Origin of the sequence: Mycobacterium asiaticum (assembly GCF_001673315.1) — a bacterium.
In the GTDB taxonomy this organism is placed as follows: Bacteria; Actinomycetota; Actinomycetes; order Mycobacteriales; family Mycobacteriaceae; genus Mycobacterium; species Mycobacterium asiaticum_B.
The window spans coordinates 50,895-77,776 of sequence record NZ_LZLQ01000141.1; the positions used below are offsets into that span (position 1 = coordinate 50,895).

The following is a 26,882-nucleotide window of genomic DNA, read 5'->3' on the forward strand; positions in this document are numbered from 1 at the left end:
GGCTGCGTACCGGCAGTAAACTGCTTGGCATGGCTGACGTCCGCCCGATTGCTCCCATCCTGTTGCGAACCGGCGCTGCCGCTGTGGGTTCGGCGGTTGCCGGAGTGGGTTATGCCGCACTGGTCGAGCGCAATGCGTTCGTGCTGCGCGAGGTGACGATCCCCGTCCTGAGTCCGGGGTCCACGCCGCTGCGAGTGCTGCACATCAGCGACCTGCATATGACACCCAACCAGCGGCGTAAGCAGGCCTGGCTGCGTGAGTTGGCCAGCTGGGACCCCGACCTAGTGGTCAACACCGGCGACAATCTCGCGCACCCAAAGGCGGTGCCGGCGGTGGTTCAGTCGTTGGGTGACCTGCTGTCCCGGCCCGGGGTTTTCGTCTTCGGCAGCAATGATTATTTCGGTCCGCGACCGAAGAATCCGCTGAACTACCTCAGCAACCCCGGTCATCGGGTGCGTGGTGAACCGCTGCCCTGGCAGGACTTGCGGGCGGCGTTCACCGAGCGCGGCTGGTTGGACATGACGCACACCCGGCGCGAATTCGAGGTGGCCGGCCTGCACGTTGCCGCCGCGGGCGTCGACGATCCACACATCGACCGGGACCGGTACGACACGATCGCCGGTCCGGCGAGCCCGGCCGCCAACCTCAGGCTGGGCTTGACCCACTCCCCGGAGCCGCGGGTGCTGGACCGTTTCGCTGCCGACGGCTACCAACTGGTGATGGCCGGGCATACGCACGGCGGGCAGCTGTGCCTGCCGCTTTACGGGGCCATCGTCACCAATTGCGGCTTGGATCGGTCCCGCGCCAAAGGCGCATCCCGGTGGGGTGCGGACACACTCCTGCATGTCTCAGCGGGCATCGGCACTTCCCCGTTCGCACCGGTGCGGTTCTGCTGCCGGCCCGAGGCCACTTTGTTGACGCTGATCGCCACCCCGATGGGTGGCCGGGAATCGACCAGCAATCTGGGTCGTTCGCAGCCAACAGTTTCGGTGCGTTGACACAACGGACCCGCACCGCGGTCCGCAGCCTGCCCCGCGACTGGGTCGACAATGCGATCCGGCTGATCGAGGCCGATGCACGCCGTAGCGCCGACACGCACCTGCTGCGCTATCCCCTGCCGTCGGCCTGGTCGAGTGCAGGTCCTGATGCTCAAGTGGCGCTCTATCTCAAAGATGAGACGACCCACATCACGGGCAGCCTCAAGCACCGGCTGGCACGGTCATTGTTCCTTTATGCACTGTGCAATGGATGGATCGGCGAGGGCACCACGGTGGTCGAGGCGTCCTCTGGTTCGACGGCGGTGTCCGAAGCCTATTTCGCGGCGCTGCTGGGTTTGCCTTTCGTCGCCGTGGTGCCGGTGGCAACGAGCGCGGCCAAGATCGCGTTGATCGAATCCCACGGCGGCCGTTGCCATTTCGTGAAATACGCCAGTGACGTCTATGCCGAGGCGGCACGGGTCGCCGCAGAGACGGGCGGCCACTACCTGGACCAGTTCACTAACGCCGAGCGTGCCACCGACTGGCGGGGCAACAACAACATCGCCGAGTCGATCTACGAGCAGTTGGGCGAAGAGACGCACCCCATACCCAGCTGGATCGTCGTGGGAGCCGGTACTGGGGGAACCAGCGCAACGATTGGCCGTTACATCCGCTATCGGCGGCACGCCACCCGGTTGTGCGTCGTGGACCCGGAGAACTCCGCCTTCTTTCCCGCTTACGCCGAAGATCGGTACGACATCACGACGGGCGCGTCGTCGCGCATCGAGGGCATCGGTCGTCCGCGCGTTGAGCCGTCGTTTCTTCCCTCCGTAGTCGACCGCATGGTCTCGGTCCCGGACGCAGCGTCGATCGCCGCCTGCCGTCACGTCAGCGCCGTGCTGGGACGCCGGGTGGGGCCGTCGACGGGCACCAACATATGGGGCGCCTTCGGGCTACTGGCCGAAATGGTCGCGGCGGGCCGCAGTGGCTCGCTGGTGACCTTGTTGGCCGACAGCGGCGATCGCTACTCCGACACCTACTTCAACGACGAGTGGGTGGCCGCTCAGGGACTGGATCTGACGGGACCCGCTCAGGCACTGGTCGAATTCGAGCGGTCTTGTCAGTGGAACTGAGTCGCCGACCTGCCGTTTGGGAGGTGGCTGGCTCGGTGCGATACGCTGTCGTGGCTTCAAGCGGGGTGTGGCGCAGCTTGGTAGCGCGCTTCGTTCGGGACGAAGAGGCCGTGGGTTCGAATCCCGCCACCCCGACTCGGTGATGTGTCAAGACATCGGAATAGCCCTGAACCCTCCTCTGGGGTTCGGGGCTTTTCTTCGGTTGGCCGCAGGGGGCCTTTCGGGATGGCGAGGGGGCTTTTCGGGATGGGTAGCCCCGGTGAAGGCCAGCGTCCGCCGGCGGATGAGGTCGCCGGTGGCGACACAGTTCAGTGTGCGATCCCCAGCTGACAATTCGCCGCCTCATACTCGCCTCCTACTCCCGAGTCTCCAAGGAGGGCCTGACGGACTTCGATGACCTTCGAGAGTTGGGTTTCCCGCAATGGTGAACGCCGAAGTCCCTTGTGCACCTGCCGAATCGCATGCCACCACGGGAGCACCGGATTACACAGATCTTGCTCTGCCAGATTTCGTGGATGGTCTTGTTGCTGATCCGAGGGCGGACTCCAACTGCTGCAACGAATTTGCGCAGCTGGTAGCGCTCCGGTCAGCACTCAGAACTCCTGTCAGCGCCACTTTCGCGCACGAAATTCCCACCGGGGAGCGCGCGCTAACGAGAGGGTGCGGACATGCCAGTACCCAGTTGCCGTATCGACCCCGATGTCACGGCAACTGGGTACTGGGCGGTCTAGCGCAGCTAGAACCAGACCCTTCGGCCACCCACCGGGCGACCAACGGCCCCCAGGATCCACAGCACGATGCCGACGAGCACGAGGATGCCGCCAATCGTGTACAGGATGCTGAGGCCGGTGAAATAACCGACCAGCAACAGGATGATTCCCAGAATTATCACGTCGCGCCCCTTCTGTTGAACGCTGTCTAATTAGCAGAACCTCTTCTGGATTACCCCGCAAAAGGCACGTCCAATCACAATGCATCCCAAGAGCTTTTAACCGACTACGCGGGGCGATAACACACTCTGGTGCCGTTCCGGGGCGCGAGCATGATGGACCGTCGCACGATCGTCTCGGGATTGGGGTCTACCGCGGTGAACTGTCCTTCGCGCAGAAGCACGTGCAGCACAGTGATCAACTCCCGCATCGAAAACGCCGCGCCCAGACACCGTTTGACGCCGCCGCCGAACGGCACCCAGGCGTATGTCTGCGGCCGAACATCGACGAACCGCTCGGGCCGGAACTCATTCGGTCGGTCATAGACCGCGGGGTTGCGGTTGATGGCGATGATGTGCACGACAATCCGCGTACCGGCCTCGACGAGATATCCCCCGATGGGGAATGGCTGCGCGGCGACCCGCGCGGTCAGCGGAGCGGGTGGACGGACCCGCAGCGTCTCGTCGATCACTGCCGTCGTGAACGCCTCGTCACCGTTGCCGGCTTCTTCCTGCACGCGTCGCAGCGCATCGGGGTGATGTAGCAGCAGGTCGAACACCCATGCCAGCGTGGTCGCCGTCGTTTCGTGGCCGGCCAGCATCAAAGTGATCAGGTCGTCACGAATCTCGTTGTCCGACAGTCCCTCTCCGCCCTCACCCCGAGCACACACGAGCAGCGCCAGGATGTCACGCCGCTCGGCCAGACGGGGATCACGTCGCCGCTCCGCGATGAGTGGCATGACCACGTCGTCGATCTCGCGGTTGGCCCGCGCGCGGGAGGGCCACACCCGCAGGGTGCCGAACCGACGCAACGCATAGCGAACCGTCAACTGTTCGGAGACACCAAGATTCAGCAGTCGCTCGAAGGGCCGCCCCAGTCGCTGCACCTCGGCAGGGTCGTCGACGCCGAAGATGACCTTGACAATCACGTCGAGCATCAGCGCACGCGCCGCGGGCAGCATCTCGAACGGGTGGTCTATCGGCCAGTCACGCATGGCCGCTCGGGTGGACGCTTCGATGATCGGCACGTAGCTCGTCAACGCGGTGCCGTGCAACGGCGGCGTCAGGAGTCGGCGACGGCGCTGATGTTCCGGTTCCTCTTGCACGAACATCGATCCCACACCGTAGATGGCTGCCGCGGGGCCCACGCCTTCGCCGCCCAGCAACACGTCGGGCGGGGCTGTGAAGACCTCCTTGGCCAACACCGGATCGGACACGATCGCCACGTGGCCCAGGCTGAGGATGGGCATCGTCATGATCGGCCCGTACCGGCGGATCAACCGGAGCATCCGCCGCTCACCGCCGGCCAAGTACGCGGCCGCGTACGCTGCCGCTGCGGCACTTCGCAATCCGCGCGGAGCGGGCAAGCCGGGCGGAGGACTCAGGGGCGCTGCCACGCTTGTCGACACAACACGCCAGCGGCGCCTAGGTCAACGGCAACCTCAGATGCAGTCGGCGCAAATCTGTCGTCCACCGCTGGACATGCGCAGCCGATTGCGGTGCTGAACCAGGAAACAGCACGAGCAGGTGAACTCGTCGGAGCGTTGGGGAATCACCACCACCGAGAGCTCTTCGCCGGAGAGATCCGCACCCGGAAGTTCGAAGAACGGCGAGTCATTCGGGTCGTCGTCCACCAACACGGTGGTTAGTTTGGGCATCGTGCCCAGCTCGCCCAAGGTGGACCGGTCGGCGGCGTCGGCCTCGGTCACGCGGCGTGCGTCGTAATCACTGACGGTAGGCATGGCATTTCCCTCCTGCTGTGACCGGGCTTTGCACCTCCCAAGTGCGCCCGTTGGCACAGGCAGTACCCAGTTCGAATCCCGCTCACACCCGTGTGCAGGAAAATCTGGGCATGTGCTAAGGCCACGGGTCAATCACCCGTTCCAAGCGCCGCCTCGACTACCCGTTGTTTTCGAGATCACTGTTGAGCCAAGGCAGAGCGGGTACTAAGCGTTCGTGAGTAAAACCGCGTTGCTCGTCATCGACATGTTCAACGACTACGACCATCCCGACGCCGAGCCGTTGGCCGACAACGTTGCCGACATCATCGATCCCTTGGTTGGCCTGATAGGCGACGCGCAGTCACACGACGACGTCGATCTGATCTACGTCAACGACAACCACGGTGACTTCACAGCTGACCATCGCGCCATCATCAACAGCGCGCTGGAGGGCAAGCGGCCCGAACTGGTCAAGCCCCTGATTCCGCCACCCGACAGCCGGATCATCACGAAAGTGCGGCACAGCGTCTTCTATTCCACCGCACTCGATTACCTTCTGCACCGCCTGGAAACCGAGCGGATTGTGCTCGCCGGACAGGTCACCGAACAGTGCATCCTCTACAGCGCGCTGGACGGATACCTCCGTCATTACGAGGTGGTGGTTCCCTCCGATGCGGTCGCCCACATCGACGAAGATCTCGGTGCGGCGGCACTGAAGATGATGGAACGCAACATGAGCGCCGAACTACTCCCCGCCGCGCGCTGCCTGCCGTAAACCGCAGGCCCCCAAAGACCAACCAGGAAAGGTGCCCGATGTTCGACCCCAAGCCCGAAAAGGCTGAGTCAGACGTGGAATCCGAGGATCACCAGTCCAGATCACGTGCCGGTCGTGCCGACGACGGCGACTATGTCGGACGCACCGCCGCCGATGACGACTTCGACGCGGGTGAAACCGGCGCGGAGGCACGCAGCCAGGACAGCTGACTACCGGTGCAGGTCGACCACCAGCGGCCGGTGGTCAGATATGGGCATCAAGTCCGCCGCTACCTTGCCGCCGCGCAGTTCCCGGTCGTCGGTCAGGATGTGGTCGAGTTGGCGATCAGGGGCGTGCGCAGGAAACGTCGCCGCGGACGCCAGCGGTCGCATGCCCGTCCAGCGATGCACCGCGGCCGGCTTGAGATTGAGGTCTCCGAACAGCAACCGGGGGCCGGGCAGTCCGCGCAGGTCGCGCACCAGACGGCGGAGCTGACGCCGGTTCCACCCGGGCACGAACGACAAATGGGTATTGGCGACCGTCATCTCGCCCAATGGAGTCCGTAGTCGTGCGATGACCGCCGCACGCGGTTCTTCGTCGACGATCATCACTTTGTTGGGTCCGGGCAGGTACATCGGGAACCGCACCGGGATGCGCGCAAACCGCACCACCTGCCAGCTGGTCGCCGGATAGCGGGACAGCAGAGCGATCCCATACGCCGCGGTGCCCGGTTGTTCCCGCCCGGTCGCGGCCATCCAGGTCGCGCCCGGCGTGCCGGCAATGGCCGCCACGAAGCGGTGCTCCACCGCATTCATCGCATCGGCTGCCGCAGCGGTGAGATCCGCCCGGCCTGACCGCGGCTGGTCGAAATCCACCTCTTGCAAGGCAAGTACGTCTGGATCCAGCTGGCGTATGCATGCATGGAGCCGGTCCGGGTCCACTCCGTCGCCGACCGTGCGGCCGTGCAGGATGTTGAAGGTGGCGACCCTCAATGGCGCCGCCCGGCCAAGCGTCCGAGTTCGGCCAGATCGCGTTCGGCGTGACTTTGTCGTATGTAAATGCTCAAGTCGGCGACCCGCTGGGCATGCCGACCATCCTGACATAGCGGCCCGGGCCCGAGAGCGCGTCCGGTGCGGGTTATCGCCTCGTCCACCGCATGTTCCACTACCGCCCGTACCCGGCGGGCCAGCAGTTGAGCGGTGCCGGACCGGTCGAACGGATCTGCGTCGACTTGAGCTGCAGCCACCGCCAGCATCGCGTCTCCGGCGGCGAGGGCGGCGTCGACGGCACCCAGGTGCGACAGCGCATATGCGTCGGCCGATTCGCTGCCCGCGCATCGATAGAGCGGATCGGCGACCCGGCGTGCTCCCCCGATCCAGCACGCGGCGACACCGGTCGCAGCGTGCCAGAACCCGGCCCGGGCCAAGTAGTCGCCGGGCTCCCCGACCAGGATCGCGTGCACATTGTTGAACTGCACTGAGCGGGTATCACTTCCGGCCATACCGGGGTTCCACCAGCTGCTCGGCAAGGGCTTTACCCCCGGATCGGTGAGGGTGACCGCGAACAGGCCTAGTTCACCATCCTCGATGACGGCCGACACCAAGGCGTTTGAGCAGAATCCGGCGCCAGAGCACCACACTTTGGTGCCGTTGAGTAGGAACTCGTCACCGGCTATGTTGGTCGCGCTCAGCACGGCGTCGGCCGATTCGACTGCCCAGACGCTCCACAACTGGCTGGGCTCCGGTGGCTTGCCGCCCAGTTCGTGCAATATCGCGACCGCGTCGACGTGGGCTTCGGCGATCCGCGCCGCCGCAATATCGTCCTCGGCCAACGCTGCCAGCTGCTGCCAACGTTCAGCGGTATACCCGGAAGCCGGCAGGGGCAATTCCAATCGTCCCGATTCCAGCCAGTGCTGCACCAAACCTGCAGTCATGCGACAACCCCCGTCGCCGAAAGTTTGCTCAAGTGATCAGCAAATCCGCGTGGCGCCCGAGCCTGGATTCGCGCCGAGGTGGCATTCTCCGACTGGAAAACGATACCAATCGGCGATTTACGCAGGCGGCGTCGCCGGTTGGCACCACGCGACGCTGCGTCTGACATAGCTGAAAAATTTCCCGTTTGACCTCCGATTAAACGGTTGCGGACCACACACCCGGGTGCCAGGTTGCGGGCGGCGTGGACAGGGTATGCGGTAGCGATCATGACCTCGATCCACCAACGCGCCACCGAAGGCGGTAACGATCCGCCCTGCGCTGAGCTGCGGGAAGCGTTGCGGTGTGCGGCCTCCGCCCTCAAAGAGCACGGGCCGCCTTTCGCACTGGCCGGCAGCTACGCACTGTGGGCCTACGGCGCGCCGGAGCCAACGCATGACGTCGACATCGTGGTCGCCGAAACGGACGTGGCCGCTGCCGCGACTGTGCTCGGCAAAGCCGGATTCACGGTCGAACGGCCCCCAGAGGACTGGTTGTTCAAGGCATGCGCGGGCGAAGCGGTGGTTGACGTTCTGCACAGGGTCAACGGCCGGATCGTCGAAGCGTCGACCTTGGCTTGCGCCGAAGACCGCGTAGTACTTGCCATCACGATGCCGGTACTACCGCCGACAACCGTGTTCATCCAGAAGCTGAGAGCCCTCACCGAGCATTACTGCGACTTCACGAAGCTGATTCCGGCCGCCCGAGCCATCCGCGAGCAACTGGACTGGGACCGTATCGAACTCGAGACCGCGGACAACGATTTCGCCGCTGCGTTTTTGGTGCTGGTCGACCGGTTGGGTCTGCGCGAGTAAAACCCCCCGACCCGGGGTATCTCAGGACACCATGGATTCACTTCCAAGCCGTGATGACGACCTCGAAGAGGTCGTCGACGAGATGCAGAACAACGTCACCGAGGAACGCCGCGAGCAGAACGTGCCCGGCAATGCCTCCGAGCGTGAACAGGCGACGGTCGAGGACCCCGAGCCGGAGCAAGAGCCGCCCGACTAGATCAGTGGTTGCGCAGCTTGGCTACCAGCTTGTCCTTCGTCAGGCTCGAGTAGCCGGACAGCCCAAGCTCTTTGGCGCGTTTCTTCAACTGCGGGACGGTCATGTCTTCGTACGAGCCGGCCTTGCCGCCCTTGCTGCTGACCTTCGACTTACCTTGTCCGGCTGCCGCGTTGGAGATTCGCGCGGCTTTCTCTTTCGAGTCGCCCTTTTTACGCAGGTCTTTGTACAGCTTTTCGTTCTTGATCGAAGAATTTGGCACAGTGGCCACCTCCTAGGCGTGATACGCAACGCTGTAGCCAGAGTGCCCGTGCCGACGCAGGCCAAACCATCGAGTCGACTTGGTTCTTCCGGGGCCGGCTGTTTCATCCCGCGCCAACCGGGAACTCACACACCGCGCTGCGTCGCAGCCGGTCCGGCGGCGACGTGAAAGTAATCGAGAACGGATGGAAAAGCTATGAGCGACAGCAACAGTGGTCCCGCAGAAGGTGCGAAGGGTGTCGCCGAGGGAGTCAAGGGCAAGGCGAAAGAGGCGTTCGGCACCGTCACCGGTAGCGATGACATGAAGCACGAAGGGCGGGCGCAGCAAGACAAAGCAGACGCCCAGCGCGACGCCGCAAAGAAAGAGGCGGAAGCGGAATCCGCGCGTGGTGGCGCCAAGGCCGCCGAAGAGCGCCAAAAAGAGAACCAGTAAGCAGCTTTCTGCGCTGCGGTCCCAGTCACTCGGCTGGGACCGCAGTTCTCCATCCAACGTGTATTGGCAGCGATGATGCGGGCCGTTTGGGCAGGGCTGGATCGCCGGTGAGTGAATCCCGTTCAGCCATGCTGATTGACATCCATCGCCAAACGAGTGCGTCGCTGGTGACCGCCGACGGCGTACTGGACAGCTCCACATATCGCTGCGTTCGCGACTCGGTAATCAAAGCGGCTCTCGAACAGCCACGGGCCGTTGTCGTCGACGTCAACCGGCTGTCGGTGCCATCCCCTTCGGCCTGGTCGGTGTTCGCCAGTGCCCGCTGGCATGTAAGCACCTGGCCGAACACCCCGATTCTGTTGGCGTGCAATGACGTCGTCTGTCGCCGTGCCATCGCCTCGAGCGGGGTGAACCGCTACGTCCCCGTCCACTCGTCCCGCGAGGCGGCGCTGGAGGCGGCCGACGCCCTCGCCTCGACTAGCCGGCGCGTTGCGCGATGGGAACTGCCCCGATCCCGCGCCAGTATCCGACTTGCCCGGGTCAGGATTCAGGAGTGGTTGACCACCTGGTCACAGCGCCACCTGATTCCGGTAGCCGGCACCGTGGCAACCGTCTTCGTCGAAAATGTGCTCGAACACACCGACAGCGCGCCGGTACTGATCCTGGAGAACTGTCAAAACCTGCTGACCGTCGCTGTGCAGGATTGCAGCCCGCACCCGCCGACGCGACTCGAGGATGCCGGCCGCGGCCTCGACACCGTATCGGGTTTGGCCATTGCCTCGGTGCTCTGCCGATCCTGGGGCAGCACCCCAACCTCATCCGGCAAGACGGTGTGGGCGGTACTGGGCTCTGAGAACCAGCTCTGAACTCCTGACTATCCAGTAAGCGAACCAACTGGCCGGTCCAGTTTGTGCCTCATGCCCTCGGGTAACCCATCGCTAGCCATGAGACGGGCAGGAGATGTGCAGGAGTGAAGTCAGAGTGAAAATTGCGATTGTCTGCGGCGACGACGCCTATACCGAGTACGACGAACTCGCGGCGGACCACGTCGGTGAATGGCATCTGCAGTTCTGTTCAGCATTGGCCGACCATGGGCACGCCGTCACGGCCTATCCACGGCGACGCAACGAATACTCGTCCGAGGTAGTCGAGCGCACCTTCCGTACCGTGCCGGTGAGCGCCGGTCCGGCAATCACTCAACCGCCGCGAGAGGTGCTGCCTTTCGTGGGTGAATGGGCGGGCGAGTTGCACCGCCTCTGGACAATCGACCCGCCCGACGTCGTGCATGCATTCGGCTGGCTCGGTGGGTTGGCCGCACAATTGGCCGCGCGCCGGCTCAACCTACCGACGGTCCAGAGTTGTCACGGGCTGTCCCCGACGGCGGCGGCCGACGACATGGAACGCGCGCGCGTCGAGCCGCTGTTGATTCGTAGTGCCACCTGGATGACGGGCGGCAGCAGCGAGGAACTCGAGTCGCTCACCAAGCTGCGGCGCCACCGATCTTGCCTCGCGGTCCTTTCGACAGGAGTGGACATCAAACGCTTTGCCCCCACCGGGCCGAAGCGTTCCGAGAGCGACCTGCATCGAATTACCCAGGTCGAGTCGAATGCCATGCCGCGCAACGGTTTTGATAAGACGATTCGCGTTCTCCCGAAACTGCCTGGTGCCGAATTAATGCTTGCCAAGACCGGCATCGGGCCCACCGACCCGGAGCGCGAACGGCGTGAGATCGAGAGCCTGGCCGGCCGATTAGGGGTCAGCGATCGAGTCCGGTTCTTGGGCAACGTGATTCCGGAAGAGCTTCCATCGTTGCTGCGCTCGGCCGATGTGGTGGCGTGCACGCCTCAAAATGCGCCGCAGGCAACCACGGCCTTGCAGGCCATGGCCAGCGGCACCGTCGTCGTCGGTGTCGCGGTGGGCGCCTTGATCGACACCGTGATCCACGGTGTGACCGGAATGCTGGTGTCACCGACAAAACCGCACGAATTGCACTCTGCGTTGAAAAGCGTTCAATCAGAACGCTTTCTGCGCCAGAGCATGGGATCGGCCGGCCGGTCCCGCGCGTTGTCGCGATTCACCTGGGACAGGATCGCCATGGACGCACTGAGCATTTATGAGCAGGCGAGCTCGCCGTTGCCGCAGCGCCGGAGCACGGTACCTCGCGCGCGCGGCCACTCCATCGTTTAGGACGCAGCACCGTGCTAACCGCCGTCGGCGAGAACGAACACCGGAACACCGACCGCTCACCGGACACTCGATCGGCCGGGGCTCTGCAACACGAACATTTCCACACCACCGACGGTGAGGCCGCGAAGCGATTCTTCGAACGCGCCTACACACCGGGCTGGCGCATCAGCAACCTCACCGCGGGGTCGGCACTGACCCATCGCCGCTTCCAAGCCGAATCATTCTTGCTGGACGAAGTGGAGCTGCAGGGCCGGGCCGGCTACGAAATCCACACCGCCGAATCGCTTGTGGTGATTCAGCCGCGCGCAGGCAAGCTGACTGTCGCCGGAGAACGGGGCAGCAGAGTTGAGACCGCGGTGATCGCGACAGCCGGCATGCCTTGCGTGCTGTGGGCTGACAACGCACGTTTTCATGTGGTGAGCCTGGACCTGCGACTGCTCAGTAAGGTTGCCGCCGACCGAAGCGGCCCCCTACCGCAGCAAGTGCAGTTCATGGATTGGCGGCCGCGTTCGGAGCAGGCGGCACGCGCCTGGGTGCGGGCGGTGGATTACGTGGTCGAGAGCTTCGAATCCGCCGGGACGGATCAGCAGCCATTGATCATCAGTGCTGCAGCGCACTTGCTGGGTGCCGCAACGCTGGAATGCTTCCCGTCCAACGTCAACGCCGAACAAGCACTGTTGAGCAGTTCGGCGGTCCCGCCCGTGCTGAAAAGCGCGGTGTCGTTCATCCATCGCCACGCCGGGCACGGTATCGGGGTCAACGATGTGGCGACTGCCGTTCGACTGACACCCCGCGCGGTTCAATACCTGTTTCGTCAGCACCTGGACACCACTCCGACCGAGTTTTTGCGCCGGGTGCGCCTGCACCACGCCCATCAAGACTTGATCTCCAGCGATCGATCCACCAACACCGTCAGCGAAGTGGCTCAACGCTGGGGCTTTGCCCACACCGGCCGGTTCGCGGCGTTGTACCGCCGCACTTACGGTCAGAGTCCCCACACCACACTGCAGCAGTGAGTGTGGTCTGCGGGTTATCCGTCCTGTGTCTCGAGTCCGGCGACAAGGCTTTCGGCGATATCTCGGAGCTTGATATTCGATTCTTGCGATTGCTTGACCAGTAGGTCGAAGGCCGAGTCGGAGTCGACCCCGTATCGCAGCATCAGGACACCCATCGCTTGATTGATCACCGCCCGACGCGAATCGACGGCCATCAATGCGTCGCTGAGGTGCCTTTGCAGGTCGGCGTCGAACTGATCGGTGATGTCGATGTAAAACCCGCCGATACCGAGCAATCTGCCGTCCGACGCGGAAAACCGGTCCCCGACCACGACCACGACGTGCACGTCGCCGTTGGTGTCGATGATTCGGTGCCGGCTACTGAAGGCGGCGCCGTGCCGGCGCACCTGCTCGATCACCTCCGCAATCGTCGGCTTGTCGTCGGGATGCTTGTGCTGAAGCAGCAGTTCGGCTGTCGGCGTGATGCTGCCGGGTTCGTAACCGTGCATCCGCGCAACTTCGTCCGACCACTCCCAGCGGTTCTCGCGGGCGAGGTAACGGAATCTCCCCACCGACGGCCACCGGCGGCCCTTCTTCCGCCGAGAATCTGCGCACACGCGCTACATGTTATTCGCATATGTGCGGACTTAGGCCGTCTTCGCCAGCTCCATTGCCCCTGCGCCCTCGCTTCTGGCTACCCGACGGATGAGCGTGCGCGTTGCCTTTTCCAGGATCAGCTGGGCTTGCGGGCGCGGGCTGCGTTCGGCCCGCCGCGTCGCCGATGCGATCGTCAGCCCCTGTCGGTAACCGCTTACCACCCGCGGATCGACATAGGAGCCCCGCGCGACGGCCGGAGTATTGCCCAGCTCCTCGGCGACTTCGCGCATCACTGCTGCCTCGACCCGCTTGGCGACGCGTTGCGACACCGCTGGGTCGGCGTCGGCGAACGCAACGGCGGCCAACACGGTCCCGTGCCAGGTCCGCAGGTCTTTGAGGCTGTATTCCTCGCCCACAAGTTCCTTGAATCGCGCGCGAAGATCGTCTGCATGCACCTCAGCCCACCCGGATGCGTTGCGGCACACCAGCAATCGCTCGATCGGCTCAGTTCTGCGCAACAGCGCACGCACCGCACGGACCACTTCGGCGTCCTCGACCTCGTAGGTGCGTCGCACCCCGCTCTTGGCCGGGTAGTCGAACGCCACCGCGTCGCGACGCACTGTCACGTGCTCACACAGCAGCGTCGCCAGACCGTATGACTCATTCTCCTCGGCATACTGCTCACCGCCGGCCCGGAAATAGCCGAGGTCCACGAGATGCAGCCCCAGTGCCAGCACCCGATCACGCGTCAAACCCCGTCCGGCCAGATCCCGCGCGATCCGGTCACGGTATGCCGGCAGTTGCTTGGACAGTTCCACCACCCGGTCGAACTTTTCTTCGGCACGTTCCTGCTGCCAATTCTGGTGATAGAGGTACTGACGACGGCCCGCGGCGTCGGTGCCGACCGCTTGAATGTGGCCGTTGGCGTATGGCGCAATCCATACCTTTTTCCAGGCGGGGGGAATCACCAGATCCTTGATCCGCTTCAGCGTTACCTCGTCTGTCAGCAATTCGCCGTCGGGACCGTAATACGCGAAACCCTTGCCCCGGCGCTTGCGCGTAAGGCCAGGCTTGCTCAGCACGCTGCGGCGTAGCCGCATGTCAGTCCTCCGCTTTCCCCCGACTCGAGTCGGCTGGAAGCTGAATTACCCGGCGAGTTAAAGCGCTACACCTCACCCTTAGGCCCCTTAGGCCCCTTTACGCCCTTGGGCCCTCTTTACGCCCTTAGGCCCCTTTGCGCCCATTACGCAGCACCAGCGGGACCAATAGCCACGAGACAGCGAACAACACCAGCGCGCACACACCCGCGATGATGCCGGCGGCCCCACCGGCCACCGCGTCGAAAATGATCACCGTCACCCCGGTCAGGGCAAGCCCCAAGAGCAGGAGGCCGGCATAGGCGCATCGATGGGCGGCGGACACCAGCACCGAGATCCGGTGTCGGCGGAACAACAAGCGGTGCATGCCAACAGGGGCGATGAGGAACACGGTGGCAGCCACCGAGCAACCGACCGTCACCAGATAGACGACCCGGATCTTTTCGCTCATGGCGTCAAAGCGCGTTTGAAAGGGCAGCGTCAACAAGAATCCGGTGAGGAGCTGCACGCCTGTCTGCACCACCCGCAGCTCCTGCAGCAGGCTATTCCAGTTTCGGTCCAGACGTTCTTGTTCGGTCTCACCGCGTTCACGACTATCCCACTGCTGGTCGCGTTCCGGATGATCGACATCCACTCCGTGATCATCCCCCGAATGCCGAACGACCCGCCACCTCGATGTGACGGGTCGTTCAGGACCGGGAAACTAACCCTCGAATTTAGCCTGCCATGAACTCGTGGTAGGCCGACGCCAGGTTCGGCGGAAGCACCGAGACGTTGCACTGCTGCTCGGTGTCCCCGATCGGCGCCAGAATGCCGCGCAGGTCGTAGTACTCGTTGGGGTGTGCGGTGAAGTAGCCGCGAATGTTGGCGGCGGCCTCCGGACGGGGCTGACCGTAAGCGGCCGATACCACCTGGTTTGCACCCGGGTGGCCGCTGAGGTACTGCTGCGCCTCGCCGGTCACCGAGGAAACGGTGGCCCGCACGCCATCCGGACTGCAATCGGGAGCCGCCGCCGCTGACGGTGCGCCGGCAATACCCATAGCGATTCCCCCGAGCAGACAACCGGCGCTCATGCCGGCAACGCGCCGACGCGCGACGATACTGCTGAATTTCATAATGAATGTTCCTCCGAATGAGTGAACCGATCGGTGAGGTCCCGAAACCCCGAATTCCAAAGTAGCGGAGGCGAAAAGGGGCACCCGGTCCCGTTCGCGCACAACGAACGCGCTCTTGTGGCAGCCGCTGAGAAATGTGTGACACGAGCAACTCAAGTGGCATATTTAGCTAAGCAAACAAGCAAGCTAGCCAACGAATATTGAGATTCCTCAGAAACTACGAAGACTTCTTAGAGAGTTGTGATCTTCATTCGTGACGAAACCGTTATCTCGGGGCGCTGTTGAAAAGCCCGCCGCGGCCGGCGAGGCTCCGCTAACGGTTGAGTTTGCCGTCGCGTACGCCGCTCAAAGCGTCGTCCAGCGTCGGGTAGAGCGGAAAGGTCTTGTCCAGCCCGGTCAAGTGAATCGGCCGCCGGGTCGCGGGTCCGCGGGCCACCACACCGAACCCCGCGGAATCACCCAATTTCTCGAACGTCGCCGCCAGGATTTTCAGACCCACCGAGCCAAGAAACTCCACCCCGGACAGATCGATAATCAGCGCTACTGGATTGTCGGTAAGAACTTCGCCGATGGCCTCTTCGAGGGCCGGCGCGGTGACCAAGTCGATTTCGCCGCCGATGCTGAGCACGATGGTTCCGTCATGGTCGGAGACCGTGGCGGTGATCGAATCAGGAGCTGACAACGGCGATCCTTTGTCCGAGTCTTCGGTGTGCTGCAAGCCTAACCCGCCGCACTAACTGCGAGAAGAAGAAGACCTCAACATGTCCCACGTCACAGCCCAAGCTACTCTCCTCCCATAGCACCTGCGCCCAGCGGAGGCGCGACGCGGACCTTGGGTAAGCCATGCGGGCTTGGAGGGGTTGAGGGCCATATGTCTGAATCGTCGGCGGATTCCAGCGGCACCGGTACAAGCGTCTCCAGCGAAGGTTTGTTACCCCAGTTGGTGCAGCACCTGCGCCGGAACAGAACCGCGCTGCGTGAAGAGTGGGCGCGTCGCATCACCGAAGCGGAGTTGCTCACCGCGATGACCCCCGACGAGATCTTCTCCGAGGCGACCGCCGTCTATGACAACTATGTCGAGGTGCTGGAGACGGGCAGCGTCGAGGCCCTACAGGACTACGCCCGGGACCTGTCCGAGCGGATCATCCCCCGGGGGGTGGAGACAGACGAGGTGCTCGGCATTGTGTTGTTGCTCCGCGACGTGCTGGCCCGCTCGTTGTTCGAGAAGTATCAAACCGAGTTCGGCATGCTGAACCGAGTTCTGGACGCCTACGAGCCCGCGGCCAACCGCATCGCCAATACCGTAGGCGTCAGCTTCGTCCAGGAACGCGAGCGCATCATTCGGCAGCAGCAGGAGGCGATCCGAGAGCTGTCGACACCGGTATTGCAGGTGCGCGAGCAGCTGCTCATTCTGCCGATCATCGGCGTGCTGGACAGCCAGCGCGCCAGGCAGGTCACCGAACAACTGTTGCGGGCGATCCGGGCCAACCGCGCGAAGGTCGTCGTCATCGACATCACCGGTGTGCCCACCATCGACTCCACAGTCGCCAATCACCTGGTGCAGACAGTCGACGCCTCGGGACTGATGGGGGCCAGCGTGATCATCACCGGCCTATCCTCCGAGATCGCCCTCACACTGGTGACGATCGGCCTGGACCTGTCGAAGATGAACGCCGTCGGTGACCTGCAGGGCGGTATTGAAGAAGCCGAACGTCTGCTGGGTTACGAAGTCACCCGCACCGGCGAATAATCCGGCTCCCCATGGCAGTACCGATCCTGAAACAAGGCGCGATCTTGATCGCGACCGTTCAGGCCGCCCTGACTGACTCCGACACCGAGAAGTTGCGCGAAGATCTGATGGAGCGGGTCAGCCGGTTCCGCGCCCAGGGCATCGTTGTCGACCTCACCGCCATCGACGTCATGGATTCGTTCGCCGCCCGGTCGCTTCGGACGATTGCGCATATGACGCGGCTGCGCGGTGCCACCACGGTGATCGTTGGATTGCAGCCGGAAGTGGCGTTCGCGATGGTCCAACTGGGGCTCGTCTTCGACGACATGAGCACCGCGCTGGACCTCGAAGAAGGCATTGCGCTGCTGAACCGGGATCTGGGTCTCGGCCTGGGCAAGACAACGATCGGGCCCGACGGTGCCGGGTGAGACCGTGATCGCCATCAACACCTCCGACGACATCGTCGCGGCCCGCAAAGCCGGGCACCAACTCGCTTTGGACCAAGGATTCTCGCTGACCGACGTCACGATGATCGCCACCGCGATTTCCGAAATCGCCCGAAACATCACCAGTTACGCCGGGCGGGGTGAGGTTCGGGTGGCCATCGCCGACCGGGAGGGCCGCAGGGCGCTGGTGGTTCGGGCTGAGGACAACGGTCCCGGCATCGCCGACATCGACCGCGCCATGGAAGACGGTTACACCACGGGCCGCGGCTTGGGCATGGGCCTACCCGGCGCCCGGCGGTTGATGGATCGGTTGATCGTGGAGTCCGCGCTGGGCCACGGGACAGTAGTCGAGATGTGGAAATGGGTGCCGGCTCGTGCCTGATCATTCCCGATCGGGTGGGCGGTTCGGGCCGATCGAATGGGCGACGGCAGGCCGCTCACGCCCGGGTGAATCGCAGTGCGGCGACCAAGCGGTCGCGGTCGATGTCGACGGGGACGTCGCCCTCTTCGGCGTCCTGGACGGACTGGGTCATGGTCCGGCGGCCGCGACTGCGGCGCTCGCGGCAGCCGATGCGTTGACCGGTGCGCGAGGAGAACGCCTGGAGGTCCTGATCGCACTCTGCCACCGCGTGTTGATCGGGACCAGAGGTGCGGCGATGACGTTGGCGCAGATCAGCTTTCCCACCGGCAAGTTGAGCTGGGCCGGAATAGGCAACGTCACCGCCAATCTGGTCGCCAAGGGTGTGAGCGGCGTGCAGGTCCGATCCAGCGCTCGACTTGTCGGCGGCATTGTCGGCTACCGCATCCCGGAAACCCGTCCCGCACAGGTAGTTTCGATACGTACCGGCGATCTGCTGGTGATCGCCAGCGACGGCATAACCAAGGACCACTTGGACCACATCGACTTTGCCGCTTCGGCCGCCGACATCGCCGAACAGATTCTGAGCAAGCACAGCAAGGAAACCGACGACGCCATGGTGCTGGCCGCGCGTCACCGGGGTATTTCGTTATGACGTACACCGCCGATTTCCACGACCAATACGTCGCCGCATTACACAGTTATGTGAACACGCGCGACGAGGACAGCCTGGCCGCAGGGTACGACCTCGGCCGGCGTGCCCTGCGGGAGCAGGTCAGCATGCTCGACATCATCGAGAACCACTTCCGGCAGGTCGACGAACTGTCCAGGACGTCGTCGGTGGATGCCGCGACCGCACTGGAGTTCTTGTTGCAGACACTCGCCGCACTCGATGTGGCGACCCGCGGGTTCCTTGATGGCACAAAGCGATACGCGGAGCAGCGGGCCCGCGCCGAGAGTCTGGCCGACCGCGAGCAGTTCCGCACCGCGCTGGTGAATTCTCTGCAGGAGGGCTTTTTCGTCGCCGATGTGGACGGCGCGGTGATCGAGATGAACAGCGCCTTCGCCGAGATCCTGGGTTATCCGCCGGAAGGACTGCCGTACCGGTGGCCGCAGCCGTGGCTGATCGACAAGCGGACCGCGGCCGAGCACCAGGTACGGGTCCGCGAACACGGCAGCGCCCAGTACGAGATTCCGGTCCGCCATCAAGACGGGCATCTCGTCTGGGCTGCGGTAAGCATCAACGCGGTTCGGGGATCCGGTGGCGAGCACGCCGTGTACGTGGGCACCGTTCGAGATGTCACCGCCGAGCGGGCCTTCGCCGCCCGCGAAAGCGCGGTCATGCGCCTTGCTACCTCGGTGAGTGTGGCCAAGAGCGTGGCCGAGGTGCTGGCGACGACCCTGGACGAATGCCGTACTGCACTCGATGTGAGCCGCGTCGTCGCGGTGATGTGGCCGCCGGGCGAAGGCGAACCTACCGTCGTGGCCGCCGGCGAGCCGCCCGAAACGAGCTGGCGCACAATGGATTTGCAGTTGCGTCACACCTTCCAGGACGCACGCCACCAGTTGCCGCTGACCGCGAAGACGGTCGCGCGCCCAGACTCCGACGGCAGGACACAGGGTTTGGTGGTGATGCTCTCAGGTGCCGCCGACGTCGCATTGTGGTTGGAGTTGCGGGTGCCGCGCTGGGTGTCCGCTGAGGACCGGCTGTTGATCACGGTGCTCATCGGCCACCTCAGTCTGTCCATTCAGCATGTCCGCCAGTTCGAAAGCGCGCGGGTCACATCGCTCACACTGCAGCGCGCCATGCTGCCGCCGCTGACGCCGCCGAACGGTTTCGCTGTGCGCTACGAGCCCGCGGTCCCACCGCTGGAAATCGGGGGTGACTGGTACGACGTGCTTCCGATCGCCGGTGACCGCATCGGGATCGTAGTGGGAGACTGCGTCGGGCGCGGGTTGCCGGCCGCTGCGATCATGGGCCAGTTGCGAAGTTCGGCCCGAGCCCTGTTACTCACCGGCGCCAAACCGGCGGTGCTGCTGGAACAACTGGACGCGGCCGCATCCCTGATCCCGGATGCCTACTGCACCACGGTATTCCTGGCGATTCTCGACACCACCACCGGCGTGCTCGAGTACAGCAACGCCGGCCACATGCCCGCAGTGCTTGCCGGGTCCGGTTCGGACACTCCGATAATGCTGACCGATGCCAGCTCGGTGCCGCTCGCCGTCCGCCGCAACGAGACTCGTCCGCAGTCCGCCAAAGTGCTGTCGCCGGGAGCAACCCTGATCTTGTTCACCGATGGACTGGTTGAGCGCAAACACGAGTCGATCGACGAAGGCCTCGGGCGTGTCGCTGCGGTCTTGAAGGAATCCGCTGCCTTGCCGATCGACGCTGTCGCCGACACTGTGCTGGCGCAATTGGCGCCGCCTGCCGGGTATGACGATGACGTTGCGATGGTTGTGTACCGGCACCAGTTGGCGCCGTTGCGGATAGAGACCGACGCCACTGCAGAACAACTGGCTCCGCTCCGCCGCCGGTTGACGTCCTGGCTACAAGCGGCCGAGGTCGGTGAAGTGCAGGCCGGGGACATCGTGCTGGTGCTCAGCGAAGCCTGCACCAATTGCGTCGAGCACGCGTACGTGGGCCGGGATGCGGGACAGGACACCGGAGACATGTCGCTGGAAGTGGAACTCATCGGCGACGAGATACACGCCCGGGTAATCGATTCCGGCAGGTGGCAACCACCGGCGCAAACCCCGGGCAACAGCGGCCGGGGATTGGTGCTGATGCGCGCGATGAGTATGTCCATGCAGGTGCAGGACCGTGGCGACGGAACCACCATCGATCTGGTCTTTCGGGTCACCCGAGATGGTTCGGACGGACAGGATCACTAAAGCCGTGCCGTTTGCATGGCTGGCTTGGGGGTAAAACAAACCTGTGACCATTGCGATCGCACTCGACCCTGCCTTGCCCGCGGCACACGGCCCGTTGTCGACCGCGGTGCGCCGCACCTTGACCGCACCGCCTTCCCGCGAACTGTCTGGACGCATCAGTGCTTCGGTACGGGACGCGGACCCCTACGGCCTGGACCTGCAGCTGGCCCTTTACATGTGCTACGAACTGCACTACCGGGGTTTTGCCTCGGTGGACACCGAGTGGGAATGGAACCCGTCGTTACTCGCGCTGCGGGCGGAGCTTGAACGCGTTTTCCTGGCTGGCGTGCGTCGTGATGTCGGACCTATCGATGCCGACCACACCGCCGCGGCCGAGATGGAGGCCATCACAATCGAACCGGCGGAAGGGACTGGCCCGTCGTACTTCCTGCGTGACAGCGGAACGTGGGAACAAATGCGCGAATATTTCGTGCACCGGTCGCTCTATCACCTCAAAGAAGCCGATCCACACGCGTTCGCGATTCCCCGACTGACCGGCACCGCCAAGGCGGCGTTCGTCGCGGTCGAATTCGACGAGTACGGCGCGGGTCGTGGTCCGCGGATGCACCAGCAACTCTTCGCCGACCTGCTTGACGCCGCGGATCTGGACTCGACGTATCTGGGGTATCTCGACGCGGTACCCGCCGAAGCACTGGCCGTGGTGAACCTAATGTCGCTGTTCGGTTTGCACCGGCGCTGGCGTGGCGCGGCGGTGGGCCACTTCGCTTCCACCGAAATCACCTCGCCCCCGGGCTCCCGGCGCATGGTTCAGGCCCTGCAGCGATTGCAGGCACCCGCGCCATGCATCGAGTTCTACCGCGAGCATGTCGAAGCCGATGCCGTGCACGAGCATGTTGTGCGCCAAGCGGTGGTCGGTGACTTGGTGGCTCGCGAACCACAACTGGACCAGGACGTCGTCTTCGGAATTCGAGCGCACGCCGCAGTGGAGAATCGTCTGGCCGATACCGTCATGTCGTCTTGGCGACGCGGTGAATCTTCGCTTCGGCGACCACTCAGCTGAGCATGCTTAGCTGAGCATGATTTTTGACTTTGCTCAGCTGAGCATGCTTTTGACTTTGGTGCTGCGGCACCGGCGGTGACTGGTGTCGCACAGCGGATATTCCTGGCTCCGTCGGCAGGTGCAGATCGCCACCATGAACCGGTCTGATTCCACTACTTCGCCGCCGGGCATCTCTATGCACACCGGACCGGACACCAACACCGGCCCATTGGGCACTACCTGCACGCGAGTGGTGCTCACAGCTTGTCTGCTCGAATCACCACGAGTTCCTCTTCCCGGCAACCGGGCGATATCTGGCCGGTCTCTTCCAGCCACTCGGCCCGCGCCGTCAGCACCGGTCCGAACGGAATGAATTTTCTGGCAACAACATAGGCATCCAACCCAGTTGCGCGCAATGCATCAAGTGTCTGCCGGGTACCGGCCAGGCCGGAGTGCACCAGCAGAAGTGATCCGCCGTCAGACATCAACTTCGGCGCCGCCTCACACAGCGGATCCAGGACCGACCGCCCGTCCAATCCCGCATTCCACGCCCATGACGGCCCGGCCGTCGACGGGATCGCGTCCGTGTCGTCCTCGGGAGGTGTCGGCACGTACGGCGGGTTGGAGACGACTACGTCGAACGGGCCGTAGTCCAAGGCCTTAGCCCAAGAACCCTCTCGCACATCGACTTTGACGCCGGCGTTGGCGGCATTGCCGCGCGTGTACCGCACGGCGTGCGGACAGATGTCGAAGGCTGTCACACTGGCGCAACCCATTTCGGCTGCGTTGATAGCGATGAATCCGGTGCCGGTACAGAGGTCGAGCACCCTGCGCTCTGGAATCAACCCCGTCCGTCGCATGGTGTCGACGAGCAGGAAAGAGTCGGATTGCGGCTGGTACACCCTTTCGGCGACCAGAGAGTCACCCGGCGCTGGGTACGTGGTCGTCACGGCAAGCCTTTCTCGACCTTCAGAACTCGGCCGCGGCGGTCACGGCTCGGCGTGTTAATGCCCGCAAACAGCTGGGTTAAAACCGAATTGCCCGGCATGGTCGTGCTACTGAGTCGAACCAGCCGAAGCATGGGCCAATTGCTCGACCAACTTCGAGCAGAAAGCGTCGAGGTCTCTGGGTGAACGGCTGGTGATCAGGTTGCCGTCGACGACCACCTCTTCGTCGACCACGCGTGCGCCCGCATTGCGCAAATCGGTGCGAATGCTGGGGTAGGACGTCATCCTTCGTCCCGCCACCACACCAGCTTCCACCAACGTCCACGGACCGTGACAGATGGCCGCGACCGGCTTTCCCGAGTCGACGAATTCGCGGACGAACGATACGGCCGTGTCGTCCAGTCGTAGCTTGTCAGGATTCACGGTGCCGCCGGGCAGCACCAGTCCGTCGTAGTCCCCCACCGACGCATCCGATACCGGCTGGTCCACAGCGATCTGTCCCGCCGGCTCCAAATCATGGTTGCGCGCTTCGATTTCGCCGGACTTCAGCGACAACACCGCCACCTGCGCACCGGCTTGTTGCAACACCTCGCGCGGTTGTTCGAGTTCGACCTTTTCCACACCGTCGGCAGCCAAGATCGCAATCTTCCTGCCGTCCAACTCGTTTGACATCGCTTCAGCTCCTTTACGGATTGAGGACAACCTTGGTGCAACTGTCCTGCTTGTGTTTGAAGATCTCGTACCCGTGCGGTGCCTGGTCAAGACTCAGATGGTGGGTGATGATCATCGTCGGGTCGATCTCGCCCTTGCGTATCCGTTCCAACAACGGACGCATGTAACGATGCACGTGGCATTGGCCGGTCTTGATGGTCAACGAGCGGTTCATCACCGCGCCGATGGGAAATTTGTCCATCATGCCGCCGTAGACGCCGACAATCGAAATGGTGCCTCCGTTACGGCAACTCATCGCGGCTTCCCGAAGTGCGTGCGGGCGTTCGGTTTCCAGCCGCATAGCCTGCTTGACGCGGTCGTAGGCATCAACCACGGTGGTGCTGTTGCGTGCCTCCATGCCGACCGCGTCGATACAGTGGTCGGGGCCGCGTCCGGCGGTTATGTCCTGCAGTTCACCTAGTACCGATGTCTCTTCGAAGTTCAGTGGTGTTGCACCCAGCCGCTGGGCCAGATCCAGCCGATACGGAACCCGATCGATGGCAATGACTTGTGAGGCGCCCAGCAATATCGCGCTGACCATCGCGAACAGCCCAACCGGTCCGGCACCCCACACCGCGACGACATCGCCGTGCTGGATGTCGCACATCTCGGCACCCATATAACCGGTCGGCAGGATGTCGGACAGGAACAACACCTGATCGTCGGTGAGGTCATCCTCGATCTTGAGCGGACCGACGTCGGCGAACGGCACTCGCGCGTATTCGGCTTGGCCCCCGGCGAATCCGCCGAGCATGTGCGAATACCCGAACAAGCCGGCCGGCGAGTGGCCCATCAACTTCTCGGCGATCCCGGCGTTGGGATTTGAGTTCTCACACAGCGAGTAGAGGTCACGATCACAGGCTGAGCACGCCCCGCACGCGATCGGGAACGGCACCACCACCCGGTCGCCGACCGCCAGGTTGTGCACCCCTTTACCGACTTCGACTACCTCACCCATGAACTCGTGGCCCAGTACATCGCCGTGCTTGACGGTGGGGATGTAGCCGTCGTACAGGTGGAGATCCGAGCCGCAGATGGCGGTTGAGGTGACCCGCACGATGGCGTCGCGGTCGTTGAGGATCTTGGGATCCGGAACCGATTGCACCTCAACGCTATTGCGTCCTGCCCAAATCGTGGCTTTCATGCTATGCCCCCTTGCTGGATGGTTGGGCCGGCTCTTGATGCATTTGACGGAAGGAAACCGGCCCGTCCGGCGACCCGTCGGAACGGATGACCTGACCTGTCTCCAAGATCTGCTTGAACCGACGCAGGTCATCGTTGACCTGCTGATCGGGTGACTCGCCCAACAGGGTCGCGAAGGCTTTACCCAACGCGCCGCCGGGAATCTCGTAGGCCATGGTGACCCGCACCTCGGTGCCCTTGTCGAAGTTGTCGGGCGTGAAATCGACGCAGCCGCTATTCGAAATTCCTGAGCCAGGTACTGACTGCCAGGCGATTCGCGTGCCGGGTTCGTCTTCGGTGATCTCCGCGTCCCACTGCACGGGCTGTCCGACCGGCGCGTTGGCAACCCAATGTGTTCGTCCGTCGGCGTCCACGGTGACCGACTGGAGGTGGTACATGAATTCGGGCAGGTTCTCCAGATTGCGCCAGAAACCGTACACGTATTCCGGTGAACGCTGGACGGTTATCGCCGCGCGCAGGGTCTGATGCCGGCGTTCGCCGCCGTGCCGCGGACGATCGTTACCGCTGGTGCGCAGGGCTGCATAGAGGTCCGCGCCGCCGATTGCCGATAGCGCGACCGCGGCGATGATGCCGCGCCGTCGTCGGCCCGGGCCGCGCCGGGCCACCCCTGCGGCCAGCACCGCGAGGTCGAGCACGTCGCCGGCCACCCTGGTCCAAACCAGCTTTTCCGGTCCGAGCAAAAGCGCTGCGCCATGGCCGCATTCGCGAAGGCCCAAGGCGCGAATGACGGCGCGTGATCGCTGCGTCTCGTCCACGCCGGCGAGTGCGGCCACGCTCCCTGGTGCCCACAATTCGGTGAGGCCGAGGCCCACGCTGGCCACGCCGAGGCCCTTTACCAATGTCGTGGTTGTCTTCGCTGCGGAATCGCTCATCACCAAACTCCTCGCACTGCCGGATGGCAGATTCCTGTGGCCGGTCGTTCATGTTGGATGCGGGGCCAGATCCGGGCGGATCCGACTCGCCGTGCTTCATCGACCCATACCCGCGCGGCGACCACCCAAACTCGTCGGCGCTCAATTAGCGGCGGCGCGCAACGCCTCCAGCAGGGGTTCCGCTGCATCCTTCAAGAACGATTCTTGGGACTGGCCACCGATTTGGATCAACGCGATGTCGCTGAAACCGGCTTCCCAGAAAGGCCGCACCGCTTCCACGATTGCGTCCAAGTCCGGCCCGCACGGGATGCTGTCCGCAACGTCCTCGGGCCGCACGAACTGGGTAGCGCCGGCAAAACCCGCCGGGGTGGGCAGATCGGCATTGACCGTCCAACCGCCGGCGAACCAGCGGAACTGGTCATGCGCACGTGCGATCGCCGCGTCGCGATCGGGATCCCAGCACACCGGAATCTGTCCGACCACACGCCCGGCGCCCGGCCAACCGCCGACCTGCCGGGCCGTGTGCCAGGCGTCCACCAGTTCCTTGTCGGGCTCGACGGCGACGAGGTGATCGGCGAGCTTGCCGAGTTTCTCGACACCCTTGTCACCCGCCATGGCTACGGCGATGCCGGGCGGCACCTCCGGCGCGTCCCACAGTCGCGCGGAGTCCACCTGGAAATACTCTCCGCTCCAGTTCACCAGTTCGCCGCCGAACAATTCGCGAATGATTTTGATGGCTTCGCGCAGCATGTCCTGGCGACGTTCGACGGTCGGCCAGCCTTTGCCGACGACATGCTCATTCAGGTTCTCGCCGCTGCCCAGCCCCAGGGTGAACCTGCCGTCAGAGAGGATCTGCACGGTCGCCGCCTGCTGGGCGACGACTGCTGGGTGATACCGCATCGTGGGGCAGGTGACGTAGGAGTAGAGGTCGACGCGTTCGGTAGCGTGCGCGACCGCGCCAAGCACCGCCCAGGCGTTGGGCGCGTGCCCCTGCGACGCCAGCCACGGGGAGTAGTGATCACTGCAGACCTCGAAGTCGAATCCGCGTTGCTCCGCCGAAATAGCATCGCGCACAAGTTCTTTCGGGCCAGTCTGCTCCGTCATCAGGGTATAGCCAAACCTCGCCATAGCATTCGGGTACCCCGACACCCGGATGACAAACGACGCCCGCGACACGGCCCCGGCCAGAACGGCGCAGAAACGTCGTCCCGCGGATCGGCCGATTTCAGAGTCGGTCTTTGACCGCCGCGGAAAGTCGGGATCCATCGGCCTTGCCTTCGGCGATACCGGTAGCGACCTTCATGACCATGCCCATCTGCTTCATGCTCGGGCTATGCCCAAGCGACTCGGCGACTTGGGCGATCGCGGTTTCGACCACGTCGACTACCTCCGCGTCGGTCAGCGGAGTCGGCAGGTAGGCGTCGATGATGCGCGCCTCGGCGAACGAGAACAGACCGTAGGCGAACAAGCCGACGGCGATCAGCCAGAGGACCACCTGCCCCCAGC

General features: G+C 63.9%; 34 protein-coding genes and 1 tRNA gene. 17 read left to right on the forward strand and 18 right to left on the reverse strand.

Annotation, left to right across the window (positions count from 1 at the left end):
* The first annotated feature begins 29 nt into the window (after positions 1-29).
* From A5636_RS22730 to A5636_RS22740, 3 genes are all read left to right on the forward strand, one after another.
* The gene (locus A5636_RS22730) at positions 30-998 is read left to right on the forward strand and encodes a metallophosphoesterase (RefSeq protein WP_065160884.1); all 969 of its coding nucleotides are present in this window, start codon (positions 30-32) and stop codon (positions 996-998) included.
* Entirely contained in the window at positions 995-2,110 is a 1,116-nt protein-coding gene (locus A5636_RS22735; RefSeq protein WP_065160885.1) for a PLP-dependent cysteine synthase family protein, read from the forward strand. The genes A5636_RS22730 and A5636_RS22735 overlap by 4 nt, the downstream gene beginning before the upstream one ends.
* A gap of 61 nt (positions 2,111-2,171) precedes the next feature.
* Positions 2,172-2,245: transfer RNA gene (locus tag A5636_RS22740), tRNA-Pro, on the forward strand.
* Positions 2,246-2,846: 601 nt separating this feature from the next.
* Here A5636_RS22740 and A5636_RS26315 read toward each other — a convergent pair.
* The 3 genes from A5636_RS26315 to A5636_RS22750 form a co-directional block, all read right to left on the reverse strand.
* Positions 2,847-3,002, reverse strand: a complete 156-nt coding sequence (locus tag A5636_RS26315) for a hypothetical protein (protein WP_155763956.1) — start codon at positions 3,000-3,002, stop codon at positions 2,847-2,849.
* 104 nt (positions 3,003-3,106) lie between these two features.
* A complete protein-coding gene (locus tag A5636_RS22745; RefSeq protein WP_253900671.1) occupies positions 3,107-4,435 on the reverse strand; it encodes a cytochrome P450 in 1,329 nt (442 codons plus the stop codon).
* 45 nt (positions 4,436-4,480) lie between these two features.
* On the reverse strand, positions 4,481-4,780 hold the full coding sequence (locus A5636_RS22750; RefSeq protein WP_065160886.1) for a DUF4193 domain-containing protein: 300 nt from the start codon (positions 4,778-4,780) through the stop codon (positions 4,481-4,483).
* Positions 4,781-4,994: 214 nt separating this feature from the next.
* Between A5636_RS22750 and A5636_RS22755 the strand changes: the two genes are divergently transcribed.
* Together A5636_RS22755 and A5636_RS26685 are read left to right on the forward strand one after the other, a co-directional pair.
* A complete protein-coding gene (locus tag A5636_RS22755; RefSeq protein WP_065160887.1) occupies positions 4,995-5,534 on the forward strand; it encodes a cysteine hydrolase family protein in 540 nt (179 codons plus the stop codon).
* Between the two features lie 38 nt (positions 5,535-5,572).
* On the forward strand, positions 5,573-5,743 hold the full coding sequence (locus A5636_RS26685) for a hypothetical protein (protein WP_172827299.1): 171 nt from the start codon (positions 5,573-5,575) through the stop codon (positions 5,741-5,743).
* Here A5636_RS26685 and A5636_RS22760 read toward each other — a convergent pair whose 3' ends face one another.
* Together A5636_RS22760 and A5636_RS22765 are read right to left on the reverse strand one after the other, a co-directional pair.
* Complete coding sequence (locus tag A5636_RS22760; protein WP_065160888.1) at positions 5,744-6,505, reverse strand: endonuclease/exonuclease/phosphatase family protein; 762 nt, start codon at positions 6,503-6,505, stop codon at positions 5,744-5,746.
* On the reverse strand, positions 6,502-7,446 hold the full coding sequence (locus tag A5636_RS22765; RefSeq protein ID WP_065160889.1) for an acyl-CoA dehydrogenase family protein: 945 nt from the start codon (positions 7,444-7,446) through the stop codon (positions 6,502-6,504). Before A5636_RS22765 ends, A5636_RS22760 begins: the two co-directional genes overlap by 4 nt.
* A 267-nt stretch (positions 7,447-7,713) precedes the next feature.
* On the opposite strand from A5636_RS22765, the gene A5636_RS22770 reads away from it, so the two are divergent.
* Together A5636_RS22770 and A5636_RS26320 are read left to right on the forward strand one after the other, a co-directional pair.
* Complete coding sequence (locus A5636_RS22770) at positions 7,714-8,298, forward strand: nucleotidyltransferase family protein (protein WP_065160890.1); 585 nt, start codon at positions 7,714-7,716, stop codon at positions 8,296-8,298.
* A gap of 31 nt (positions 8,299-8,329) precedes the next feature.
* A complete protein-coding gene (locus tag A5636_RS26320; protein ID WP_155763958.1) occupies positions 8,330-8,494 on the forward strand; it encodes a hypothetical protein in 165 nt (54 codons plus the stop codon).
* A 1-nt stretch (position 8,495) separates the two neighbouring features.
* Here A5636_RS26320 and A5636_RS22775 read toward each other — a convergent pair whose 3' ends face one another.
* Entirely contained in the window at positions 8,496-8,753 is a 258-nt protein-coding gene (locus A5636_RS22775) for a DUF7218 family protein (protein WP_065160919.1), read from the reverse strand.
* Positions 8,754-8,948: 195 nt separating this feature from the next.
* On the opposite strand from A5636_RS22775, the gene mbp1 reads away from it, so the two are divergent.
* The 4 genes from mbp1 to A5636_RS22795 all read left to right on the forward strand — a co-directional run bounded on the left by mbp1 (position 8,949) and on the right by A5636_RS22795 (position 12,388).
* Positions 8,949-9,185, forward strand: coding sequence for a microaggregate-binding protein 1 (mbp1, locus tag A5636_RS22780; protein ID WP_065160891.1), 237 nt, complete (start codon positions 8,949-8,951; stop codon positions 9,183-9,185).
* 107 nt (positions 9,186-9,292) lie between these two features.
* Positions 9,293-10,051 carry an STAS domain-containing protein gene (locus A5636_RS22785; RefSeq protein ID WP_437339857.1) on the forward strand — a complete coding sequence of 253 codons (759 nt, stop codon included), beginning with the start codon at positions 9,293-9,295 and terminating at the stop codon, positions 10,049-10,051.
* 115 nt (positions 10,052-10,166) lie between these two features.
* Positions 10,167-11,372: a glycosyltransferase gene (locus tag A5636_RS22790; RefSeq protein ID WP_253900672.1), complete on the forward strand. Its 1,206-nt coding sequence runs from the start codon at positions 10,167-10,169 to the stop codon at positions 11,370-11,372.
* Positions 11,373-11,383: 11 nt separating this feature from the next.
* On the forward strand, positions 11,384-12,388 hold the full coding sequence (locus A5636_RS22795; RefSeq protein WP_253900673.1) for a helix-turn-helix transcriptional regulator: 1,005 nt from the start codon (positions 11,384-11,386) through the stop codon (positions 12,386-12,388).
* Between the two features lie 14 nt (positions 12,389-12,402).
* Here A5636_RS22795 and A5636_RS22800 read toward each other — a convergent pair whose 3' ends face one another.
* The 5 genes from A5636_RS22800 to A5636_RS22820 form a co-directional block, all read right to left on the reverse strand.
* Positions 12,403-12,984 carry a PAS and ANTAR domain-containing protein gene (locus A5636_RS22800; RefSeq protein ID WP_155763959.1) on the reverse strand — a complete coding sequence of 194 codons (582 nt, stop codon included), beginning with the start codon at positions 12,982-12,984 and terminating at the stop codon, positions 12,403-12,405.
* 30 nt (positions 12,985-13,014) lie between these two features.
* The gene (locus A5636_RS22805; protein ID WP_065160894.1) at positions 13,015-14,064 is read right to left on the reverse strand and encodes a DNA topoisomerase IB; all 1,050 of its coding nucleotides are present in this window, start codon (positions 14,062-14,064) and stop codon (positions 13,015-13,017) included.
* A gap of 124 nt (positions 14,065-14,188) precedes the next feature.
* Positions 14,189-14,695 (reverse strand): DUF6328 family protein, encoded by a 507-nt coding sequence (locus tag A5636_RS22810; protein ID WP_065160895.1) that lies wholly within the window; start codon positions 14,693-14,695, stop codon positions 14,189-14,191.
* 82 nt (positions 14,696-14,777) lie between these two features.
* Positions 14,778-15,176, reverse strand: coding sequence for a heme-binding protein (locus A5636_RS22815; RefSeq protein WP_065160896.1), 399 nt, complete (start codon positions 15,174-15,176; stop codon positions 14,778-14,780).
* A gap of 313 nt (positions 15,177-15,489) precedes the next feature.
* Positions 15,490-15,858 carry an STAS domain-containing protein gene (locus A5636_RS22820; protein WP_065160922.1) on the reverse strand — a complete coding sequence of 123 codons (369 nt, stop codon included), beginning with the start codon at positions 15,856-15,858 and terminating at the stop codon, positions 15,490-15,492.
* A 189-nt stretch (positions 15,859-16,047) separates the two neighbouring features.
* Between A5636_RS22820 and A5636_RS22825 the strand changes: the two genes are divergently transcribed.
* From A5636_RS22825 to A5636_RS22850, 6 genes are read left to right on the forward strand one after another with little or no spacing between them, the layout of a single operon-like run.
* On the forward strand, positions 16,048-16,926 hold the full coding sequence (locus A5636_RS22825) for an STAS domain-containing protein (RefSeq protein ID WP_065160897.1): 879 nt from the start codon (positions 16,048-16,050) through the stop codon (positions 16,924-16,926).
* 11 nt (positions 16,927-16,937) lie between these two features.
* Positions 16,938-17,333 (forward strand): STAS domain-containing protein, encoded by a 396-nt coding sequence (locus A5636_RS22830; protein ID WP_065160898.1) that lies wholly within the window; start codon positions 16,938-16,940, stop codon positions 17,331-17,333.
* Positions 17,323-17,733 (forward strand): anti-sigma regulatory factor, encoded by a 411-nt coding sequence (locus tag A5636_RS22835; RefSeq protein WP_155763960.1) that lies wholly within the window; start codon positions 17,323-17,325, stop codon positions 17,731-17,733. The genes A5636_RS22830 and A5636_RS22835 overlap by 11 nt, the downstream gene beginning before the upstream one ends.
* A gap of 31 nt (positions 17,734-17,764) precedes the next feature.
* A complete protein-coding gene (locus tag A5636_RS22840; protein WP_065160924.1) occupies positions 17,765-18,364 on the forward strand; it encodes a SpoIIE family protein phosphatase in 600 nt (199 codons plus the stop codon).
* Complete coding sequence (locus A5636_RS22845; RefSeq protein ID WP_065160899.1) at positions 18,361-20,604, forward strand: SpoIIE family protein phosphatase; 2,244 nt, start codon at positions 18,361-18,363, stop codon at positions 20,602-20,604. The genes A5636_RS22840 and A5636_RS22845 overlap by 4 nt, the downstream gene beginning before the upstream one ends.
* A gap of 43 nt (positions 20,605-20,647) precedes the next feature.
* Positions 20,648-21,664: an iron-containing redox enzyme family protein gene (locus A5636_RS22850; protein WP_065160900.1), complete on the forward strand. Its 1,017-nt coding sequence runs from the start codon at positions 20,648-20,650 to the stop codon at positions 21,662-21,664.
* A 33-nt stretch (positions 21,665-21,697) separates the two neighbouring features.
* On the opposite strand, the gene A5636_RS22855 is transcribed toward A5636_RS22850, so the two are convergent.
* The 7 genes from A5636_RS22855 to A5636_RS22885 form a co-directional block, all read right to left on the reverse strand.
* Positions 21,698-21,904 (reverse strand): CDGSH iron-sulfur domain-containing protein, encoded by a 207-nt coding sequence (locus A5636_RS22855; RefSeq protein ID WP_065160901.1) that lies wholly within the window; start codon positions 21,902-21,904, stop codon positions 21,698-21,700.
* On the reverse strand, positions 21,901-22,593 hold the full coding sequence (locus A5636_RS22860) for a HemK2/MTQ2 family protein methyltransferase (RefSeq protein ID WP_065160902.1): 693 nt from the start codon (positions 22,591-22,593) through the stop codon (positions 21,901-21,903). Before A5636_RS22860 ends, A5636_RS22855 begins: the two co-directional genes overlap by 4 nt.
* A gap of 105 nt (positions 22,594-22,698) precedes the next feature.
* On the reverse strand, positions 22,699-23,262 hold the full coding sequence (locus A5636_RS22865) for a type 1 glutamine amidotransferase domain-containing protein (protein WP_065160903.1): 564 nt from the start codon (positions 23,260-23,262) through the stop codon (positions 22,699-22,701).
* Between the two features lie 13 nt (positions 23,263-23,275).
* Complete coding sequence (locus tag A5636_RS22870; protein WP_065160904.1) at positions 23,276-24,445, reverse strand: zinc-dependent alcohol dehydrogenase; 1,170 nt, start codon at positions 24,443-24,445, stop codon at positions 23,276-23,278.
* A 1-nt stretch (position 24,446) separates the two neighbouring features.
* A complete protein-coding gene (locus tag A5636_RS22875; RefSeq protein ID WP_065160905.1) occupies positions 24,447-25,376 on the reverse strand; it encodes an SRPBCC family protein in 930 nt (309 codons plus the stop codon).
* Positions 25,377-25,517: 141 nt separating this feature from the next.
* Complete coding sequence (locus A5636_RS22880) at positions 25,518-26,504, reverse strand: LLM class F420-dependent oxidoreductase (RefSeq protein ID WP_065160906.1); 987 nt, start codon at positions 26,502-26,504, stop codon at positions 25,518-25,520.
* Positions 26,505-26,601: 97 nt separating this feature from the next.
* A partial coding sequence (locus A5636_RS22885; RefSeq protein WP_172827300.1) for a GatB/YqeY domain-containing protein occupies positions 26,602-26,882 on the reverse strand: 281 nt, incomplete at its 5' end.